16 protein-coding genes are annotated in these 19,855 nt (G+C 64.7%); 6 read left to right on the forward strand and 10 right to left on the reverse strand.

Annotated elements, in window-relative coordinates; all coding sequences use genetic code 11:
- Positions 1 to 86: 86 nt before the first annotated feature.
- From BLV94_RS51975 to BLV94_RS03285, 3 genes are all read right to left on the reverse strand, one after another.
- Complete coding sequence (locus tag BLV94_RS51975) at positions 87 to 650, reverse strand: 3'-5' exonuclease (protein WP_143051321.1); 564 nt, start codon at positions 648 to 650, stop codon at positions 87 to 89.
- A complete protein-coding gene (locus tag BLV94_RS03280; RefSeq protein ID WP_072949120.1) occupies positions 647 to 2,473 on the reverse strand; it encodes a putative nucleotidyltransferase substrate binding domain-containing protein in 1,827 nt (608 codons plus the stop codon). The genes BLV94_RS51975 and BLV94_RS03280 overlap by 4 nt, the downstream gene beginning before the upstream one ends.
- Positions 2,474 to 2,569: 96 nt before the next feature.
- Entirely contained in the window at positions 2,570 to 3,262 is a 693-nt protein-coding gene (locus BLV94_RS03285) for an FMN-dependent NADH-azoreductase (protein WP_341866448.1), read from the reverse strand.
- An 802-nt stretch (positions 3,263 to 4,064) separates the two neighbouring features.
- On the opposite strand from BLV94_RS03285, the gene BLV94_RS03295 reads away from it, so the two are divergent.
- Complete coding sequence (locus BLV94_RS03295) at positions 4,065 to 4,448, forward strand: hypothetical protein (protein WP_072949114.1); 384 nt, start codon at positions 4,065 to 4,067, stop codon at positions 4,446 to 4,448.
- On the opposite strand, the gene BLV94_RS03300 is transcribed toward BLV94_RS03295, so the two are convergent.
- On the reverse strand, positions 4,445 to 7,873 hold the full coding sequence (locus BLV94_RS03300; protein ID WP_072949112.1) for a serine/threonine-protein kinase: 3,429 nt from the start codon (positions 7,871 to 7,873) through the stop codon (positions 4,445 to 4,447). The genes BLV94_RS03295 and BLV94_RS03300 overlap by 4 nt on opposite strands.
- 560 nt (positions 7,874 to 8,433) lie before the next feature.
- Here BLV94_RS03300 and BLV94_RS03305 point away from each other — a divergent pair.
- From BLV94_RS03305 to BLV94_RS03320, 4 genes are all read left to right on the forward strand, one after another.
- Positions 8,434 to 10,002: an APC family permease gene (locus tag BLV94_RS03305; RefSeq protein WP_244163461.1), complete on the forward strand. Its 1,569-nt coding sequence runs from the start codon at positions 8,434 to 8,436 to the stop codon at positions 10,000 to 10,002.
- A gap of 135 nt (positions 10,003 to 10,137) precedes the next feature.
- On the forward strand, positions 10,138 to 10,971 hold the full coding sequence (locus BLV94_RS03310; protein WP_072949108.1) for a mycofactocin-coupled SDR family oxidoreductase: 834 nt from the start codon (positions 10,138 to 10,140) through the stop codon (positions 10,969 to 10,971).
- Between the two features lie 85 nt (positions 10,972 to 11,056).
- Positions 11,057 to 11,779 carry a winged helix-turn-helix transcriptional regulator gene (locus BLV94_RS03315; protein ID WP_167372106.1) on the forward strand — a complete coding sequence of 241 codons (723 nt, stop codon included), beginning with the start codon at positions 11,057 to 11,059 and terminating at the stop codon, positions 11,777 to 11,779.
- Positions 11,780 to 11,849: 70 nt separating this feature from the next.
- Positions 11,850 to 12,680: a mycofactocin-coupled SDR family oxidoreductase gene (locus BLV94_RS03320; RefSeq protein ID WP_072949107.1), complete on the forward strand. Its 831-nt coding sequence runs from the start codon at positions 11,850 to 11,852 to the stop codon at positions 12,678 to 12,680.
- A gap of 109 nt (positions 12,681 to 12,789) precedes the next feature.
- Here BLV94_RS03320 and hemL read toward each other — a convergent pair whose 3' ends face one another.
- From hemL to BLV94_RS03335, 3 genes are all read right to left on the reverse strand, one after another.
- Positions 12,790 to 14,097: a glutamate-1-semialdehyde 2,1-aminomutase gene (hemL, locus tag BLV94_RS03325; RefSeq protein ID WP_072949145.1), complete on the reverse strand. Its 1,308-nt coding sequence runs from the start codon at positions 14,095 to 14,097 to the stop codon at positions 12,790 to 12,792.
- Positions 14,025 to 15,545 carry an NAD(P)/FAD-dependent oxidoreductase gene (locus BLV94_RS03330; protein WP_083395453.1) on the reverse strand — a complete coding sequence of 507 codons (1,521 nt, stop codon included), beginning with the start codon at positions 15,543 to 15,545 and terminating at the stop codon, positions 14,025 to 14,027. The genes hemL and BLV94_RS03330 overlap by 73 nt, the downstream gene beginning before the upstream one ends.
- 393 nt (positions 15,546 to 15,938) lie before the next feature.
- Positions 15,939 to 16,700, reverse strand: coding sequence for an SDR family NAD(P)-dependent oxidoreductase (locus BLV94_RS03335; RefSeq protein WP_072949105.1), 762 nt, complete (start codon positions 16,698 to 16,700; stop codon positions 15,939 to 15,941).
- A 340-nt stretch (positions 16,701 to 17,040) separates the two neighbouring features.
- Here BLV94_RS03335 and ndk point away from each other — a divergent pair, with 340 nt between their 5' ends.
- Entirely contained in the window at positions 17,041 to 17,460 is a 420-nt protein-coding gene (gene ndk / locus BLV94_RS03340; protein WP_072949103.1) for a nucleoside-diphosphate kinase, read from the forward strand.
- A 112-nt stretch (positions 17,461 to 17,572) separates the two neighbouring features.
- Here ndk and BLV94_RS47690 read toward each other — a convergent pair whose 3' ends face one another.
- The 3 genes from BLV94_RS47690 to BLV94_RS03355 all read right to left on the reverse strand — a co-directional run bounded on the left by BLV94_RS47690 (position 17,573) and on the right by BLV94_RS03355 (position 19,728).
- Positions 17,573 to 17,761 carry an E3 binding domain-containing protein gene (locus BLV94_RS47690; RefSeq protein ID WP_072949102.1) on the reverse strand — a complete coding sequence of 63 codons (189 nt, stop codon included), beginning with the start codon at positions 17,759 to 17,761 and terminating at the stop codon, positions 17,573 to 17,575.
- A gap of 43 nt (positions 17,762 to 17,804) precedes the next feature.
- Positions 17,805 to 18,023: a hypothetical protein gene (locus BLV94_RS03350; RefSeq protein WP_072949100.1), complete on the reverse strand. Its 219-nt coding sequence runs from the start codon at positions 18,021 to 18,023 to the stop codon at positions 17,805 to 17,807.
- Positions 18,024 to 18,147: 124 nt separating this feature from the next.
- Positions 18,148 to 19,728: an APC family permease gene (locus BLV94_RS03355; protein ID WP_083395438.1), complete on the reverse strand. Its 1,581-nt coding sequence runs from the start codon at positions 19,726 to 19,728 to the stop codon at positions 18,148 to 18,150.
- Positions 19,729 to 19,855: the final 127 nt, after the last annotated feature.

The raw sequence follows: 19,855 nt of genomic DNA on the forward strand, positions 1-19,855 counted from the left end.
CGACAGTGTGATCAGGCGACTGCCAGTGAGCGAGTCCTCCCGGCGCTCAAGTTTACTGGCGAGCGCAAGGAACAGATTAGCGGTAGTCATCGCGTCCCGAGCGCGTGGTGTGGAGTGTGCACGGGCAGGCCCATACGAGATGTGGCGTATTCGAGTCCGATCGACTGGTTCGGCCCCACAGAAACGTCCAGGACAAGCGATGCGAGTTTCGCTGTGTCGATGACGTCGTAGGTGAACAGGCGTTGGGAGCATTTGAACGCGCGCCGGAGAAAAGAGTGCTCAATCCACGCACCGTGTGCCACGAGGATATGCCCGCGCAGCAGTTCGTCGAGTCGGTCGACGCATTCGCCGACCGACGGCGCTGCAGCCAGATCCTGTCTACGCAGACAGTGAGTCCGCAGCGCTGCTTCCGAGCTCTCACGTTCCGATCGGACCAGACTGTACGTGGCCTCCGAGGTCGCGATTCGGCCTTCTCGAATGGGCACCGCTCCGTACGAGACGATGTGATCGTTGCAGGTATCGAGACCCGTGGTCTCCAGATCGATAACGAGGTAGTTCGACGACCGCCAATTTGGTGGTTGCCGGCTGTTTGACTCATCGACACGGCCGTGGTCAGCGCCGCGCCGCCTCCACCCAAGTTTCCTGGTCATTGTTCGTACCGATCCGAACTGATCCGTTCTTGGACCTGGTTGATGGCGCGAAACGCTGCGCGTAGGTGCCGTCGCTGGAGACTGTCGAGCTTGTCGACATCGACGGTGGAACGGATTTCACGGTCCCCTTTGATTGCCTGAATCTGTTCGTCGAGGACGAGTTCGTAGCACAGTCTGAAGGCGCCCTTGAGGGATTCCGCTTCGTCGATGTTGAGCCACCCGGCCGCGTGTGCGCGATCGAGGCGGTCCACGGTCGACCCGGTCGTGTCCCCCGTGCGAAGAGCGAGCGCACGAGCCAAGGATGCGACCGGTCGCAGTCCTGCCTTCTTCAGATTGAGGTGGCCTTTGAGTTCGCCGAATCGGCCGATGACGAAGTTGCGGGTGAAACCGGAGGGCGGTCGACTCCCCAGGGAGTAGTGCGTGAAGGTGCGGCCGAAACTGGGGTCTTCGGCTCCGGCCGAAAATGCTGCGCGTACCGGTTGCGCCAGTGCGGTATTGGTGATTGGGCGCGCGTCGAGCAGGGTTGAGGTGAGCATAAGGTATTTGGCGTTGTCGAGCTCGGCCCGCCAGAGTGCGGCCGCTTGTTGCCACGCACCGACGGTACGGTTGAACAGGGGGGAGGAGGCGTTGAGCCCTTCGGGGCAGGGCATCAGGCCGAACTGGTCGAGCCGGTCCAGCAGGGGGCGGCAGGCTGTTGCGATGTCTTCACGACTGGGTTGGGTGGATCCGTCGACGGCGGTCGGGTTCCACACGAGTGCGGTATCGATGTCCGAGTTCAGCAGTGGCTCGCGTCGTCCGAGCGATCCGAGCAGCATCCAGCTGCTGTGGATACCGGCGAGGGGCGCTGTGCTGGTGGACAGATCGATGATCTTGCGGAAGACGGCTTCGACCATCGTCGAGTACAGCGCCCCCAGATGGAAGGGTGGGACTCCGGCATCCCAGAGTTCGACCGCGGTGGGGCGCAGCATCGTGGCGGCCCGAGCGAGCTCGTCGAACGAGTTCGCCGACGCGGTTGCGCTGCGGATGAGCAAGGGATGACGCACGTCGGTTGCTGCGATGTCGACGACTCGCGCAATGCCCACTGCGCTGCCGCTGGTGTCGGTGACGACGAGGTGATGGATGCCGTGTTCAACCATGTGCAGGTAGGCGGCGCTGACCGTGACATCGGACGAGACCGCCATCGCCGGGATGCTGGCGATCGCCGAAATCGGTGCATCCACCGGAATCTCCCCGGTGGCCACCCTCTTGCGGAAATCGTCGTCGGTGACGATGCCGATCTGGCCGTCGTGCACGAAGTTCGCGCACGACTGGCCGGTGCGGGTCATGGTCTGGGCGACCTCGCGGATGGAATCGGAGGCATGGCACCAGGAAATGGGGTGGGTGAGATCGACGATGAGGCGTTCGAGCCTGTTGAACGATCCGCCGGATGCGAGCAGGCGCTCACGCGCAGTGACTGTTCCGTAGTGTGCGTAGCGCAGGCGGTCCGGATGTGCGATCACCGTGCGAGGATCGGGGATGCGGTAGCAGAGGGTGTCTTCGGCGGCGCGCACTACGAGAGCCGGCGGCAGTCCGGAGAGCACCGAGACGTGACCGAAGGTGTCGCCCGAGGTGAGTACATCGACCGTGCGGCCACGGTCCAGGACTTCGACAGCACCGGTCCTGACGATGTAGAGATGTTCGAGCGCCGGTACATTCTCGGGGACGATGACGTCGCCGCTGCCGAAGAATTCCACCTCCACCGTGCGTGCGAGCTTGTCGAGATCGTCACTGTCGAGCAGGTCGTACGGTGTTTGCGCGCCGAGGAAGTCGATGAATTCTTGCATCGCCGTGCCCTTCGTGATGGTCGGTGCCTCATGATCAGCCCCGGTGCCGCGGTCGCCCCTCTCGATGTGAAGCGACCACGGTCGGCACTTCTGGGGTCAGCCGAAATGCTTCGCGAACTGCCGCGCCAAATCGACAACCTCGTGCTGGGCAGTCGCCTTGTTCGACTGCGATGTGTCCACCCACGAGGCCATCGCCGGAACGCGTGAGGCCAGGGTCAGTTCGGCACGGACGAAGGTGACGTCCATGCCCAGAGCCACCCCGAGCACCTGCTGCAGTGGCGGGATCTGGTGATCGATGAGCTCATCGGGGGTCCCGGGGCCATACTGATCGCCCCGGCTGGTCACCACGATCACAGGTTTTCCGGCCAGCGGCTCCGTCACCGCGTCGAACGTGGTGGTGATGCCGGGCACATGGATGTAGTCGATCCCCGCCTTCAAGGTCGACGGGATCGACCAGTTGTACATCGGAGCACCGATCACGACGACGTCGGCCCCGATCAGCTCCTCGATCAGCTCGCGCTGAAGGGCATCGGCCTCGACGGGCACGGGCCGGCCGGGGGTGCGCAGTCTCGGCGCCCAGTGCAGCTCGTTCGTCGGGATGTGCGGCAGCGGACTGGTATGCAGGTCGCGCCGCACCACCGAGTACTCAGCCCCGGATGAGCTCCATTCCGCCGCGAACCGCGCCGTAAGTTCCCGGCTGGTAGAGGAGTGAAGATCAGCCGACGAATCGACATGAAGTAGCTGGGGCACTGTCGTCCTTTCCTGGGCGGCGAGATGTCGCCGTGCCACGTGCCGGCTATCGGCAAAGCAGGAGCCGATGCATGGGCCAGGCTCCGCGTGGTCCCGCCGCCACCCCCGACCAGGCAAAGTCCTGGGCGCAGTGACCGCGGGATAAGTGATAGCGCGTTTCTGCAGGTTACCACTCAGTGTTCGGCAAAGGCACCCCCCATGCGGAGAAAGTCGACTAGTTGATCGGTATGACGATCGAACAGCGACATTGCTTCATATCTTGACAGGTAATGCCGATCACCCGCTAGTATCAGTGCGCTCGCGGAAAGGGGCGGCAAGGTGGTAGGGGTTGTGTGAAGCTGGACCTTGCCGCCCTGCGGGTGCAGCGCGCGCGACTGAATCGGGATGCGCTGCAATAGTGTTCGATTTCAGTCAGCGAAAGATCCATGTATAGCATTGCAGCGCATTGTTTTCCTCGACAGAATCAATGTGCCCGCCCACCGGGGGTCTGGCAGGTTCCCCGGTGGGCGTCTTCGAATGTCCTGCAGCACAGGCGCGCCGTGAGTAGCGACAAACGGCCGGACGCCCGCCGACGGAAGGAATGGCGCGCGAGCGCCAGGCCGGGGTGATGAACAGCTACAGGAGGTCGCAGTGAGCGCCCGAGGGCCTTCGGGATATCCCACCGATGAGGTGATCCGAAAATTGCGTCGGGCTGGTTTCCGCCCAGCAGAGTCGATCGGGGCTCACACCCTGTGGTGCTCCGAGCTTTCGAGTCGCCGCGTCGTGCTTGCCGATGGACATCGTTCGCTGTCACCGTCGGCCTACCACATGGTCGTCAGGATCGTAGAGGAATCATGCGGCAGTGACGGCCTATGAGGTGACGGTGGTCCGCTCCGGCGCATGGTGGGATGTCCTGGTGCCGAAGATCGAGGGTCTTACCCAGACACGCCGCCTCGGTGAGGCCGAGCTGATGGCACGGGAGTTGATCGCTTTGGAGACGGCGCAGCCGATCGGTGACATCGACGTGTGCATCCAGGTTTGCCTCGACTCGGGTGGGCGCAGCCTGTCTCACCGGGTAGACCGGGTCCGTCAGGATCTCGCCGCAATCGCCTCGGCACAGGCCGCCGCGGAGGCCGAACTCGAGCAGATCGCGCGGGAGATGGCCGGTGCCGAGATCTCCCTGCGGGAAATCGGTGAGTTTCTCGGTGTCGCCCCTCAGCGAGTGCGACGGTGGGTGTCCGCCTAGGTCTCCAGCATCGAGTCGAGAAACGAAAGGTGTATCCCGGTCCAGGCCTGCTGGTCGTCGGCGAGATCGTCTCGAACAGCCGCAAGCAACGACACCATCAGCGCACCACCGTCAGGGAGATAGCGCACCAAGCCTTGTTCTTGGCAGGTGTACACCATCTGAGCGACGAGATCTGTAGCTTCGTCGTGCCGTCCAGCGACGCAGAAGCAGGTGGCCAGCAAACGCTGCGCCTGCAACAAAGCTCGTCGTCGGCGGGTTCCCACAAGAGCGGTGACCCACTCCTGGGCCCAGGAGCAGGCCCGTGCGACGCCGCCGGAGTAGGACGTGTCCAGTAGCCGCCTGATGGCAACCGCTTCCTCGAGTTGGACGACGACCTCTTCGAGCCCGTTGTTCGGATAGCGGCGATTCGAGTACTCGACGCCGGCGAAGTTCGGTGCCCGCAGTGGTGGAAGACCGAGGACGAGTCGTTCGTACTCCACCGCGGCACCAAGCCGCGGTAACTGCAGGGACGCGCCGAGTTGGGCGCCCGCCTCGAGATACCGGGCCGCGGTGTCCCGTTCACCGCGATACGACTTGAGCCGTGCGCCACTTACGTAGTGGGCGAGCATGAAGTCGACGCCACCCTCTCGCCCCAGAACTTGGCTCTCGTCGAGTAGGTGTTCGGCTTCGACGAATTCACCGCGTTCGTAGAGCAATGCACCCAGCAGCGCCCCTGCCAGCAGCGCTGCTTGGCAGCGATGGCCGCCGGATTCCACCGCCAGGCGGTGTGCCTTCCGGAACCGTCGCTCGGCGCCGACGACATCGAGTTCTTCCATCTCGGCGAGCCCAGCAAAGCAGTGGCCGTAGATGACGCTGAACGGTCCGCTCAGTTGGGTGTCGTATTTCGCCGACTGCTGCTGAAGCTGACGGGTGGCTTCGAAGTCGAAGTCGAAAATCGTGACGAAGCCCGCGATGCCCGCCGCGGCGGAGGCCACCCAGGGGGGCACCGCTTCCGGCTGGGAGAGGCAGGCGGAGAGGAGCTCGCGAACCCCGTCGATCTGGTCGATGCCGATCTTGATGTCGGCTTGGACCACGTCGGCCTCGACCCGGAGCGCGTCGAGTTCGACGGCTGGTAACGGGTGGTGGGTGAGGAGCTCGACGGCACGACCGGCGGCCTCCTGAGCCGACTCGGGTCGTACCAGGGCGCTGTCCGCCCACGCGATGCACAGTTGGAGCCGTGGGCTGGTAGCGACGAGGTGATCGGGCAGCTTGTCGACGAGACCGAGCAGTGATGTCAGGCGGCCCTGTTCGAGCAGGTGGAAGCCCTCTCGTTCGACGAGGTCGACCGCTCCGGTCGTGTCACCGCCGGCGAGGGCGTGATCGACCGCCTCGCTGAGCAGGTGGTGGGCGGTGAACCATCGTGCTGCCACCAGATGCAGGGGGCCGACCCGGTTCGGGAAATCGCGTTCCAGGCGTTTACGCAGGAATTCGGCGAACAGATGGTGGTAGCGGAACCATTTCCCCTCATCGTCGGTTCGCTGGAGGAACAGGTCCCGGCTCTCGATCTGTTCGAGCATGGCCTGCCCGTTCCCGACGTCGGCGAGTGCGGAGGCCAGCGAGCCGCACAGGCGTTCGGTGACCGACGTCTGCAGGAGGAACTCGAGCACATCCGTGTCGAGGGCGTCGAGCACATTCTCGGCCAGGAATTCCCCGATCGCCGGGTGCCGGCCGGAGATGCTGCCGAGGAGCTGCTCGGGATTGTCCCGTCCGCGCAGCGACAGCGATGCCAGTTGCAGAGCAGCCGCCCACCCCTCGGTCGAGTCGCGCAAGGTCGCAACGGCGTCGTCGGTGAGAGCGAGCCCGGCGCGGTCGACGAGCATCGCCCGACATTCATCGAGGGTGAAGCGTAAAGAGGCGGAGTCTATTTCATTCAGTTCTCCTGTCACGCGCATCTTGGCGAGCGGCAGGTGGGCTTGGGTGCGGCTGGTGACCACGATCCGGAGGTGATGGCAGCCGTTGTCGATGAGGTATCCGAGCGCCGCGATGGTGTCGGGATCGTCGACGCGGTGCCAGTCGTCGATCACGACGGCGAGATGCTCGCTGCGGTGGTAGATGTCGTTCACCAGTGTCGCCAGTACGTAATGTTGGGCCTGGTCACCGTGTTCTTCGAGGATCTGCCCCAGCTCACCCGCCAGTGTCGGTTTGACCTGTCTGATCGCCTCGACGAGGTGGGCGAGGAACCACGCGACGTTGTTGTCGTCGTGATCGATGGTCATCCAGGCGACCGGCACAGCGTCGGAGACGAGGATGTCGCGCCATTGTGCAGCGAGCGTGCTCTTGCCGAAGCCGGCCGGCCCGTGAATCACCGTCAGTCGTCGCGGCAGGCCCGCGCGGAGGTGGTCGAGGAGACGCTCGCGGCCGACCATGGCGTGGGTGGAGGGCGGGCGTGAGCGGGTGACCGGGATCGGTGGTGTGGTGAACCTGGGCGCCGGTGAGGTGCCGGTGATCGGTGCGGGTGTGTCGTGCACCAGGTTTTCGCCGGTGGCTGCGGGTATCGCCATGTCGTCGACGGTGAGCCGATGACGCCGTTGGACGGCGCGGAGTTCGTCGCCGAGCGCGGCCGCGGTGGCCGGTCGGTCGGCCGGGTCGAGGGACATTGCACGTTCGACGGTGTCGGCGAGGTCCTCGGGGAACCCTTGTTCGCGTAGGTCCGGAATCGGCTGTTGGGTCATCCGCAGGAACTGGGAGATCAGTTTCTCACCGTCCCGGCGTTCGAACGCGGCGTGCGCGGTGAGGAGACAGAAGAGGGTGGCACCGAGACCGTAGACGTCGGCTGTCGGCTCGGGTTCGGCTCCGCGGAGGACCTCGGGGGCGGTGAAGGCGGGGGAGCCGGTGATCGAACCGCTCGTGGTGCGGAAGCTTCCCGCCACGCGTGCGATGCCGAAGTCGGTCAGTTGTGGTTCCCCGTAATCGGTGAGCAGAACATTGCCGGGTTTGACGTCACGGTGAAGGATCTCGCGCTGGTGGGCGGTTTCGAGAGCGCCGGCGAGTTTGACGCCGTATCGAAGTGCCTGCTTCCACTCCACCGGGCCACTGCGGCGCAGTGCGGCATCGATCGAACCGGTGCCGTGGAACTGCATCACGATGAACGGCCGGCCGGTGTCGGTCACCCCGACCTGGTGAATGTTGACGATATGTGGGTGTCCGGAGAGTTGACCCATCGCGATCTGTTCGCGCAGAAATCGTTCACGGCCGTCCGTGTCGAGAGCAGCAATGAGTACTTTGACGGCGACCGTCCGGTGGAGGGACCGTTGCCGGCACCGGTATACGACACCGAACCCGCCCCGGCCCACTTCCTGCGCATCATCGAAGCCGGCCTCGGCGAGTTCCTCGACGACGCCACTGCCCGGGTCGCGCTGGGTGGCGAATGGATCGTTCACGTCCATCAGACAACCCGCCCTCGCTCTCGATGCAACGGCTGTTCCGGCGATATCGAGCTTAACCCTGGCAGGAGCTGGGAAAACCCCGGCATAAGCCGGGAAGTGCAGCGGATCGCTGCAGATGACACCGCCGGCGGCACCAGCCGACGTAGCCCCCTCCGCGCCTCTCCAATGCAACTTCTGGCAATGGGTGCAGTGATCGGAGTTCCGATCGGAAGCCGGGTATCTTCGGCTGAGTTGCTCAAACTGGCGAACGATTTACACTCGATTAACGTTCGGGGGTTACCTTTGCCGAACGTGAGTGGTACTTTTAGCGCATGGCGTGACTGAGATCACTCATGCGGAGGCTTTGAACCTCGTCCGAGGCGCGACAGCGGTTTCGGTTGGGCGACAGTGCTTTCGGTTCGACAACTTGACAGTCCACGAGCGTGGGTGCCTCACCGCACCACGTCATTTCAACGACGCATACACGTCCAATAACAAGCTCGGAACGCATCGTACCGGTGCGTTGACTTGCCATGCGGACTTCTGTGCGGCCCCATCAGATGATCCCCAAGGAGGAGACTGTGCAACAGGTCTCTGATTCTTCCGACGCCGCCCACCTCGAGTCGCTCGGCTACGAGCAGAAATTCGACCGCAAGATGTCGCTGTGGTCGAATCTGGCTCTCGGATTCTTGTACCTTTCGCCGCTGGTCAGCGTGGTGGCGATGTTCGCGCAGGGACTCGCCACCGCCGGTCCGCCGTCGATGTTCTGGATCATTATCGTCGGTGGCGGGCAGCTGCTGGTGGCGCTGATCTTCGGTGAGATCGTGGCGCAATATCCCATTGCGGGCGGGCTCTATCAGTGGGCCCGGCGGCTGTGGAGCGGAAAATACGCGTGGATGCTGTCGTGGATCTACCTCGCGACTGTCGTAGTCGCGATCGCAACCACCGCGATGTTCAGCTCGAGCTTCGTGGCGAACCTGTTCACCGGAACATCAACGAGCACAGGCGCGGAAGTCACTCCCGGAGTTCAGGCGCTCATCGCCGGCACCATGCTCGCGGTCGGCGTGCTGCTGAACATGACCGGGACCAAGACACTCGCCAGGATCGCCGGCGCCGGGTTGGCCGCCGAACTGGTCGGCGTCGTCGCAGTCGGCCTCTACCTGCTGGTGTTCGAGCGCCATCAGCCCTTCTCGGTCTTCTTCGACACCATGGGCACCGGAGGCAACGGCGGCTACTTCAGCGCGTTCATCGGTGCAGCGCTGGTCGGTCTGCTGATGGTCTACGGCTTCGAGGCATGTGGTGAGGTCGCCGAGGAGGTCCCCAACCCCGGTCGCCGCATCCCGCAGGCCATGATCCTGACCGTCGTCGTCGGCGCAGCCTCCGCGCTGCTCTCGTTCGCGGGATACGTCCTGGCCGCCCCCAACCTGCAGGAGATCGTCGACGGTGACGTCGCGGACCCCATCCCGGTGATCCTGCAGGACTCGATCGGACTCTTCGGCACCAAGGCCTTCATGGTCATCGCGCTGACCTCGTTCCTGGCCTGCGTGATGGGCCAGCAGGCCGCCGCCAGCCGTCTGGTCTTCTCGTTCGCTCGCGACAACATGTTCCCCGGCAGCCACGTGTTCTCGAAGCTGTCGAAGGTGCGCCACGTCCCGGTCAACGCCATCGTCGGCGTGAACCTGCTGTCCGGCTGCATCCTCGCGTTCGTCTACTTCTTCCCGGAGTCGCTCTTCCGCGTGGCATCAATGCAGATGCTCGCCGGCTATGTCGCATTCCAGATGGTCGTGTTCGCCGCGCTGCGGTCACGACTGCGCGGATGGAACCCAGCAGGTTCGTTCACCCTCGGCCGCGCAGGACTCGTCGTCAACATCGGCGCCCTGGTATACGGAGTGCTCTCGATTCTGGTGCTCGCCAGGCCTTCCGGCGATCCCAGCCTGGCCTTCGTCGACCGCTGGATCGCGGTCGTCGGCTTCGCGGTCGTGACCCTCACCGGCCTGGCGTACCTGCTCATCGCCAAGCCCGAGAAGAACTCGACCGCACCGGAAGGAGATGCGATCGAGGTCGCCAACGCCATGCGCGCCCGCCGAGCCGCGCAGACCCTGACGGCCCAGACGGACGAGGACCGGCAGACCGCCGCGGCCGAATCCTGAACCAGACAACCCACCCCCGCCCCGGTTCGCCGACTACGGCGAACCGGGGCTGACCACACACGAGAAGACCTCATCTCCTCATCGGTAGTGCGCTCGCACCCAGGATGAGCGTCTCGTTTCGAAAGGACAGAAAACATGGGCCAGCTCGACGGCAAGGTCGCTTTCATCACCGGACTCGCACGCGGACAGGGCAGGTCACACGCCCTCACCCTCGCCCGCGAGGGCGCCGACATCATCGGCCTGGACCTGTGCGGCGAAATCGGGTCCACCGCCTACGAAGGCGCTACCGCCGACGACCTCGACGAAACCGTCCGTCTGATCAAGGACCTCGGCCGCCAAGCCGTCGTCACCCAAGCCGACGTACGCGACTACGACCAGGTCAAGGCCGCCTTCGACGCCGGACTCGAACAACTCGGCCGCGTCGACATCGTCATCCCGAACGCCGGAATCTGTGCCGGGGCACCGATCTGGGAGAACACCGTCGAAGCATGGCGCGAAACGATCGACATCAACCTCACCGGCGTCTTCCACACGATCAAGGCCGCCACACCGACCCTCATCGAACAGAACGAGGGAGGCTCGATCGTCTTCATCGGCTCGACCGAGGCCCTCAAGGGCGCCGCAGGGATCGGAGCGTACTCGGCATCCAAGCACGGCGTCACCGGCCTGATGACCTCCCTCGCAAGGGAACTGGGCCCGTACAACATTCGAGTCAACTCGGTCAACCCGACCTGCGTGGACACGCACATGATCCAGAACGAGTTCGTGTGGAAGCTGTTCCGGCCGGACCTCGAGAAGCCCACGCGTGAGGACGTCAGCGACACCTTCGCGAGCACACACATTCTCCCTGTCCCGTGGATGGAGCCCCAGGACGTCAGCAACGCCATCTTGTACCTGGTCACCGACTCCGGTCGTTACGTCACCGCAACGACGCTCACCATCGATGCCGGCTTCATCGTCAAGTCCTAGCCGGATACGGGGCGCGGGGGCACGGCACCGGCCAGCCTGCCCCCACGCCCCGACCCGCCCTCACAACGTCGGGGAGTCTCCCGACGTGGCGGTCGCGACTGGTTCGTTGCCGTGGTCCGGGACCCGCACACGCCGCGCGAGATTCAGGCGCCACCCGGTCTCGGCGCCGATCTGTGTGCTCGTCGTCGACCCGGCGATCGATACCGCCGCCTTGGAGTACCTGCAGCAGCCAGGGCTGGCGCCGGGCGAGGTGGTAGCGATTGCTGTCGAACCGCACCTCCCGCACGTCGTCGCCGCTGTAGAAGCGTTGCGCCGCACCGGCTACACCGATGCGGTGGTGTCGATCGGGCAGTTCGATCACGAGGACGAAAGGATTGCGATCCTCGATGCCGGCGCCGATTATGCCCTCGACTTGCTCATCGAGCCGCGTGAACTCGGAGCATGGGTTCGAGCCTGTTGCCGTCGCCTAGGTCGGGACCGCTCGGACGCGGAACCGGCGGGACCACCCGAGCACACAGGCCCGTACGGCATCGCCCTCACGTGGAGTGACCGCTCCATCGAGCTCAATGGTCGAAGGACTCCACTGACCATGACCGAGTTCGACCTCATGGCGGTTCTCGTGCGCACAGCGGGCCGGACAGTTTCACGTGAATACCTACTGATGATCGTCTGGGGAATCACCTCGGAGTCGAAAACCAACGTGCTCAACGCTTACGTGTGGTCCTTGCGCCGCAAACTCGCAACCATCGGTGCCCCGAATGCCCTGCACACCGTTCGAGGGGTCGGCTTCGCGCTGCGGGAGAACTGAAAGCGACCAGAAGTTGGATAGTCCGACTGCGGCCGCGGACATAACGGAACAACAGAAATTGGAGAATGACATGGGAAAGCTTGACGGGAAAGTCGCGTTCATCACGGGCGCGGCACGGGGCCAGGGACGCGCTCACGCGGTGCGGTTCGCCGAAGAGGGCGCCAACATCATCGCTGTGGACATCTGTGCTCAGGTGGAGTCCGCACCCTACGACATGGGCACAGCCGCGGAGCTGGAAGAAACCACCCGTCTCGTCGAGGCCGCCGGCGGCAAGATCGTGAGCAGGATCGCGGACGTTCGCGACCTCGCCGCCCTGACCGCAGCCGTCGACGAGGGCGTCGAACAGTTCGGTCGACTCGACATCATTCTCGGCAACGCCGGTATCTGCACCTACGGCGATCTCGCGACGATGTCGGAGGAACAGTTCGACGAGATGATCGAAATCGACCTGACCGGGGTGTGGAAGACCGTCCGCGCCGGCGTCGGAAAGATCATCGAAGGCGGCAACGGCGGGTCGATCGTGCTGACCAGTTCGACCGCCGGCCTGAAGAATCAGAACACCATCGGCCACTATGTCGCCGCCAAGCACGGTGTCACCGGGTTGACCAAGGCTCTCGCGAACGAGTTGGCGCCGCACAACATCCGCGTGAACTCGATCCACCCCACCAACTGCCGCACACCCATGATGACGAACCCCGGTGTGCGGAAGATGTTCCGCCCCGACCTGGAGAACCCGACCCTCGGGGACGCCATTCCCGCGTACGGCTCGATCCTGCTGTTGGACACACCCTGGGTCGAACCTGAGGACGTCTCGAACGCCATCCTGTTCCTCGTATCCGAGGAAGGCCGATTCGTCACCGGCACCGCAATGCCCGTCGACGCCGGGATGCTCGCGAAGTAGCCGCGCAGCCTGGGTGGTTGCCCAACAGGGGCAACCACCCAGGCTCATGGAAGCCGACCCGGCGGAGACCCGCTCGCGCGGGTTGGAGACCGGAACTTGTCCAGACCGCTCAGTTCTGTGTTGCCGCGGCGGCGGCCTTCGCGGCGTGCGGCAGGGCGTCGGCGATGATCGAGAATGCGGTGTCGTCCATGGCGGCGGAGACGAACCACGCCTCGAACGCGCTCGGTGGCGGGTACACCCCGCGCGAGAGCAGTCCGTGGAAGAAGGCCGGGAAGCGCCAGGTCTGCGCGGCCTTGGCCTCGGCGTAGTTGGTGACCGGGTCTTCGCTGAAGAACACGCTGAGCATGGTGCCCGCGGTCTGCACCCGGTGCGGCACGCTCGCCGCGGTCAGTGCGTCGGACAGCAGCGTCCGCAGGGTGGCGCTGTTGCGCTCGAGGGCGTCGTACACGCCCTGGTCCGCGGCGCGCAGGCTGGCGAGCCCGGCGGCGACGGCGACCGGGTTCCCGGACAGGGTGCCGGCCTGGTAGACGGGCCCGGCGGGGGCGAGGTGGGCCATGACGTCGGCACGGCCACCGAACGCGGCGGCGGGCAGGCCGCCGCTCATCACCTTGCCGAACGTGTAGAGGTCGCCGGCGACGCCGTCGAGTCCGTACCAGCCGGCGGAGCTGACCCGGAATCCGGTCATCACCTCGTCCATGATGAGCAGCGCGCCGTTGTCGCGGGTCAGCGTGCGCAGGCCCTCGTTGAATCCGGGCTGCGGCGCCACCGCGCCCATGTTGCCGGCGGCGGCCTCGGTGATGACGCACGCGATCTGGCCCTCGTTCGCGGCGAACGCCTGGGCGACGGCGTCGAGATCGTTGTAGGGCACGACGATGGTGTCCTCGGCCTGCGCGCCGGTCACGCCGGGCGACGTGGGGAGGCCGAACGTGGCCAGTCCCGAGCCGGCGTCGGCGAGCAGTGCGTCGACGTGTCCGTGGTAGCAGCCGGAGAACTTGAGGACCTTGGTCCGGCCGGTGAATCCGCGGGCGAGGCGGACGGCGCTCATGGTGGCTTCGGTGCCGGAGTTGACCAGCCGCACCTTCTCCACCGGTGCGACGCGGCGGACGATCTCCTCGGCCAGTTCGATCTCACCCTCGGTGGGCGCGCCGAACGACAGGCCGGTGGTGGCTGCCTTCTGCACGGCCTCGACGACGGCGGGGTGCGCGTGCCCGAGGATCATCGGTCCCCAGGAGCAGATGAGGTCGACGTAGTCGTTGCCGTCGACGTCGGTGAGCGTGTAGCCGGACGCTTCCCTGATGAACCGCGGGGTGCCGCCGACCGAATGGAAGGCGCGGACGGGCGAATTCACACCGCCGGGAATGACCGGTTCGGCCCTGAAGAAGAGTTGAGCTGACTGCGAAACGTGCGGCGTCTGTATTCCATCCGTTGTGCCGAGCACGCGGTTACTCCTTCTGTAGTGGTGACGCACCGGTCACCGGGATTCTGCGGTGCCCGGGGGTGGCCATCGGGCGGCGGGGGTGCGGCCGTTTCGGCCTGCCGGACCTGATGGAGCACATTCCGGGCAGTGATCTGTTGATCGGTGACGGTGAGGTGACCTCGCCACGAGCCCAGCAGCATCCACATCCACGCCAGAAGAATCGCTATGCGGCTGCGAAATCCGACCACATTGACGATGTGCACGGCGATCCAGAGCATCCAGGCCAACCACCCGTGCAGCTCGATCTTTCCGATTCGAGCCACTGCGTTGAAACGCGAGATGATGGCCATCGACCCCTTGTCGCGATACCGGAACGGTGCGCGGTCGGGGCGCCGCTTCCCGCGAGTCGCGGCCTTCGCCTCCGCGGCGATCTGCCGTGCCGCATACCGGCCGCTCTGGATGGCGAGTTGGGCGACGCTGGGCAGCCCATCGCGGGTCATCATGTCGCCGACCACGAAGACATTCGGATGGCCTGGGATGGTGAGGTCGGGCTGCACCTCGATGCGGCCTGCCGAGTCGACTGCCGCCGCCGACTGCTGGGCCAGATGTTCACCGAGGGGGCTGGCCACCACGCCAGCGGACCAGATCTTGCAGGTGGCGGCGATGGTGTGCCGTTCCCCCTTGCCGTCTTTGACGGTGACACCGTCCGCATCGACGTCTTCGACCGTCGTTCCCAGCCTGATCTCGACGCCGATGCGCTCGAGCGCCTCCGCTGCCTCGGCGCCGAGATCACCGCCGAGGCGGGGGAGTACGTCGGATGCGGCATCGAGAAGAAGGATCCGCGCATCACGGGTGTCGAACTTTTGATAGGCGCCGACAAGGGTGCGGTGCGCCAGGCCAGCGATCTGCCCGGCCAACTCGACACCGGTCGGACCCGCACCGACCACGACGAAGGTGAGCAGTTTTTCTCGCTCGACCGGATCAGCGGTCAATTCCGCCTGATCGAATGCGGTCAGGATGCGCCCACGCAGCTCCAGTGCATCGTCGATCGTCTTCAGCCCGGGAGCGTGTTCGGCGAAGTGATCGTTGCCGAAGTACGACTGACGGGCGCCGGCAGAGACGATCAGACTGTCGTAACCGATCAGGGTAGTATGCCCGCGATGAACCGAGGTCACGGTACGGTCAGCCAGGTCGATGGAGGTCACCTCACCGAGCTGAACGGTGACGTTGGCCTGGTCTTTCACGAGCATGCGGGTCGGCGAAGCGATCTCACCCTCGGACAGGATGCCGGTAGCAAGCTGATACAGCAGCGGCTGGAAAAGGTGATGGTTCGTCCGGCTGACGAGGATCACTTCGACATCGGCCCTGCGCAGGGACTTGGCCGCGAACAGCCCACCGAAGCCCGAGCCGATGACGACGACCCGGTGGGGGCGCATGGGCTGTGACATGTCGGTGTGCTTCTTCCCGAAGTCGTTTCGGTGTGCAGTCCATTGGCGGTGAGCCCGGTCGGACGACGTCGGGACCGATCGTCTTCCGACAGAACCGGTGCCCCGTCCACCGTCGGTGGCGTGTGACATGAGCGGACGGGTCACCGGTGTGGACGGCAGGCCGATCTCGATAGTCGGTTCATGAGACCGGCGTGCCGTCGGCCCGGAGGTTTAGGTGGCTCTGCCGGTAGGACGCCAGCAGAGCCGGGAATCGAGGCACCCCAGCCTCAGATTCGCTCATAGCTTACCCTAGTTTTATTCAAAAAGCAAGTGCAACAACATAATTCAGGAAATGCGCACCGACGTAGTGCCGGACTTCTGTGGCCCTCCGCGGGGTCATTGCCGGCGGAACGGCTAGGCCAATATCCCGCCGTCGAGCACCAGGTGCGATCCGGTCATGTATGAGGATTCCTCGCTGGCGAGGAAGACTGCCCCGTTCGCAATCTCGTCGAGCGCGGCGGGCCGTCCCAGCGGGACGGTCGAGTCGTTGTCCGCAGCCACGGCCACTGGATTGGCACTGGCCGCAACGGCATCCTGTGACATTCCGGCCTCGCCCACAATTCCGGGGCACAGCGCGTTGACGCGAATGCGACGATCGGCCAACTCGCGTGCCATGCCGCGAACGAGTTGGATGACAGCGCTTTTCGTCATGCAATACACGCTCTCGTCCGGATATGCCGTGAAGGAGCTGATCGAGCCCATGACGATGACACTGGAACCGCTCGACAGCATCGTATGCATCCGCCGGGCGCACAACCACGGTGCGCGGACGTTGACGGAGAACATGCGGTCGAACTCCTCGGGTGTGGTGCTCCAAAACGGGCCGTAGCTGATCACTCCGGCGTTCAACACCAGGATGTCGATCCGCCGATGTAGCGATTCGACCGACGCGGCCAAGGCGTCGACGGCATGCGCATCGCTGAGGTCGCCGGCAATGAAATCCACCCGCACGCCGGTGCTGCGGAGTTCGCTGGCCAGTGCTTCGCCCTGGACGAGGCGGCGACCGGTGAGCACGAGGTCGGCTCCCTCGGAGGCGAACCGTCTGGCGATCGCGGCGCCGAGTCCGCCGGTCGCGCCCGTGACGACGGCGACGCGTCCTGTCAGCCGCTGGGACATGCGTATCCGCCTTTCGTGACCCGCTCTCGAAGTGCGGCGCGTCCGGTCGGGGCGGACGCACCAGGAGAACGGTATCGGCGTCGACCGGTCAAGTCAATCGATTTCGTCAAGGAAGCGAGTATTTGATCGGCATTCCGTTTCAAATACCCACAAAATGTGTCGCTATGATCGAATTACCGAACGTCGATTAGGTGACCGGCCCCCCGGATGGCTGTCGCCGCTTCGGCCTGTTCGCCGGAGCCTCGTTGGAGGCGCCGACGAACGCGAAAATGTAACCCCCCGTTGATGATTGAATAGCTGTCGATTCGTCAGGGGGTCCGATTCCGGTTATCGTCAAGAGGTGAGTGAACGTACTTTCATCCTTGTTAAACCTGATGGTGTCGCACGCGGACTCGTGGGGGCGGTTCTCGACCGGGCCGAGCGGAAGGGGCTGTCCCTGAAGGCCCTCGAATTGCTCTCTGTCCCAGAGGAGGTCGCCGCCGAACACTACGCGGAGCACCGTGACAGGCCCTTCTACGGTGAGCTGCTCGGCTTCATCACCTCCGGACCTGTGGTGGCGGCGGTGCTGGAAGGGCCGCGTGCGGTGACCGCCTTCCGGCAACTTGCGGGAGCAACCGACCCGGTGGAGAAGGCGGCATCCGGGACCATTCGAGGTGATTTCGCCCTCGAAACCCAGGCGAACCTGGTGCACGGATCGGACTCGGCGGAGTCGGCGCAGCGCGAGATCGCCCTGTGGTTCCCCGACCTGTCCACGACGTAGCCGCAGTCCGCTGATTTCCTCCCGTTCCCGGCGGTTCTCAGGGTGCCCGCCGGGAACGGCGACATCTCGGAATCCTTGCCCGGCAGGGCCGACCACTCATGTGCAGAACGGTTTACGAAGGCTCGACATCTTTGCGGACGACGCGCCCGGCAGGGCCGGATCCTCGAACGGTGGCCAGATCGATACCGCGCTCGCGAGCAATGCGCCTGATCAGCGGAGTTGCGAAGATCCGGGACGTGCATCCGGCGCTGCTGTGCGCGTTCTGCGCGCACACAGTAGTGGTTGGCCTCAGCTCGGCCATGGGTTGGTTCCTCTCTGCGGCGCGCGTTCACCGGGTTCGGCCGTCATCGCTGCGGGTCGGACTGCCCATTCCGGGCGGCGTCGTCGGCGCAGGTCCGGTCGAGGTCCGCGCGGCGTCGGCGGCCGCGAGTCAGTGCACGATGTCGTGCGTAGAACTGGTTGACGGTGAGCCCGAACTCGGTGAAGACCGCCTCTGGTGACGGGCCACCGTAGGGTTCCCACTGTCGGTGAAATTCCTCGATCGCGTGGTGGTAACGATCCATCCGTATGGCTCCGTCGCCCGGTATCGAACGAATGCCCCCACCAATGGAGGGACGTTGATGAGGGGCGGCTGCAGCGCCGGCGGATTGCTCGGAGCGCTGCAGCCGCAGAACTGTGCTGGTAGTCCTATGCCCTGCCGGCGCGGAGTCGTTGGGCGATCTCGATGGCATCGCCTTCCGGAGCGGTCGACTTGCGATCCGGCTTGGCCACCAACAGGTACACCAGGCCGACCACCGCGACGACGAGGAACCCGATCAACGCGATCCATCGGTCGTAGAACGGCAGGCTGGTATCCGCGCTCGGCTTGGCGAGGATGACCATGGCGACGATGCCGTAGATCAGGGCCCCGATGTTGATCACCAGGCCGCTGCGACCGAGACTCCACGGTCCACCCGGTTTCCAGCCCTTGAGGCGCATCCGCAGAGCGGCCAGGACCACCATTTGGAATGCGCAGTAGCCGGCCAGCATCTGGAATGCGGCGATCCGGAAGAGTGAGTCGGGGGAGTAGAAGACGAAGATCACCAGGAGTACCGGCAGTACGTTGACGGCGATCAGTGCATTGATGGGCACGTGACGCTTCTTGGCGGTTTTCGAGAACAGGGCGCTGCCGGGGAACATGCCGTCGCGCGCGAACGAGTACACCAGGCGACTGACCGCGGCCTGCTGACCCATCACGCCGGCGATGAACGAAGTCAAGACGGTGAGCAGGAAGAGCTTGGTACCGATCATTCCCATGCTGTCGTGCAAGATTGCCGGGATGGGGTTGGAGTCCTCGCCGGCGACGATAGCTTGCAGGTTCGGCGCCGCGAGCACGTAGCCGGAGAATGCGATCACTGCGACGACCATGCCGATGACTACCGTCAACACCATGGACACGGGGATGGCGCGGGCGGGGTTGGGCGTTTCCTCGGCGACCTCGCCGCAGGATTCGAAGCCGTAGAACATGTACAGGCCCACCAGTGAGGCTCCGAGGAAGGCGAAGAAGTACGGACTCGATCCGCCGGCGCCCATGGTGTCGAAGAAGACCGAGAAGGGCTGCTTACGTTCGAAGATCAGCAGGTAGAGGCCGATCACCATGATGCCGGCGATCTCGCAGATGAGACCGATCTGCGAGATGCGGGCGAGGGTCTTCGTTCCGGCCATGTTCAGCAGCAGGCAGATCGTGATCACACTCAGGGTGATGGTGAGCTTCTGCACCGGGGATGCGGTGATGGACGGTTCGTCATCGGTGCCCCAGAACAGGCTGGCGATGAAGTCCGAGCTGAACAGGGCCGTCGTGGTGATTCCGATGGTGATGCCGAAGACGTAGATCCATGCCATCCACCAGGCGTAGCGCCCGTTCCACAATCGTCGTCCCCACTGGTACAGGCCGCCGGCGAGGGGGAACTGGGAGACGACCTCTCCGAAGACGAGGGCGACGAGGAGCTGGCCACCGGCGATGAGGAAGATCCAGAAGATCGCCGGCGGGCCCGCGGTACTGATGCCGAGCGCGAAGATCGACACCACGCTCACCATGGGCGAGAGGTAGACGAAGCCCAGTGCGAAGTTCGCGGACAGGCTCATCTTCCGCTCGAACTTGTTCTCGTACCCGAGTTCCCGCAGATGCGCGTCGTCGTCGAGGTGCTCGTACACCTCCGACGGGGTGGAGGAGTCTGGCGGAGGTGGCGTGTCCGCCTGGAGGTCGGCGCTGTCACCGGTGGCAGGCATTTTGCGGTCCCTTCAAGGTTCTTTCACAGTGAGCTGGCCGGATTGCGTGTGTGTTGCAACGCGGCCTGGAGGCGGCTCGTCTTCGGCTCTGCGGCAGGGGATCCCACCTTCGCCGTCGGACGAGCTC

Origin of the sequence: Rhodococcus koreensis (genome assembly GCF_900105905.1) — a bacterium.
Taxonomy (GTDB): domain Bacteria; phylum Actinomycetota; class Actinomycetes; order Mycobacteriales; family Mycobacteriaceae; genus Rhodococcus_F; species Rhodococcus_F koreensis.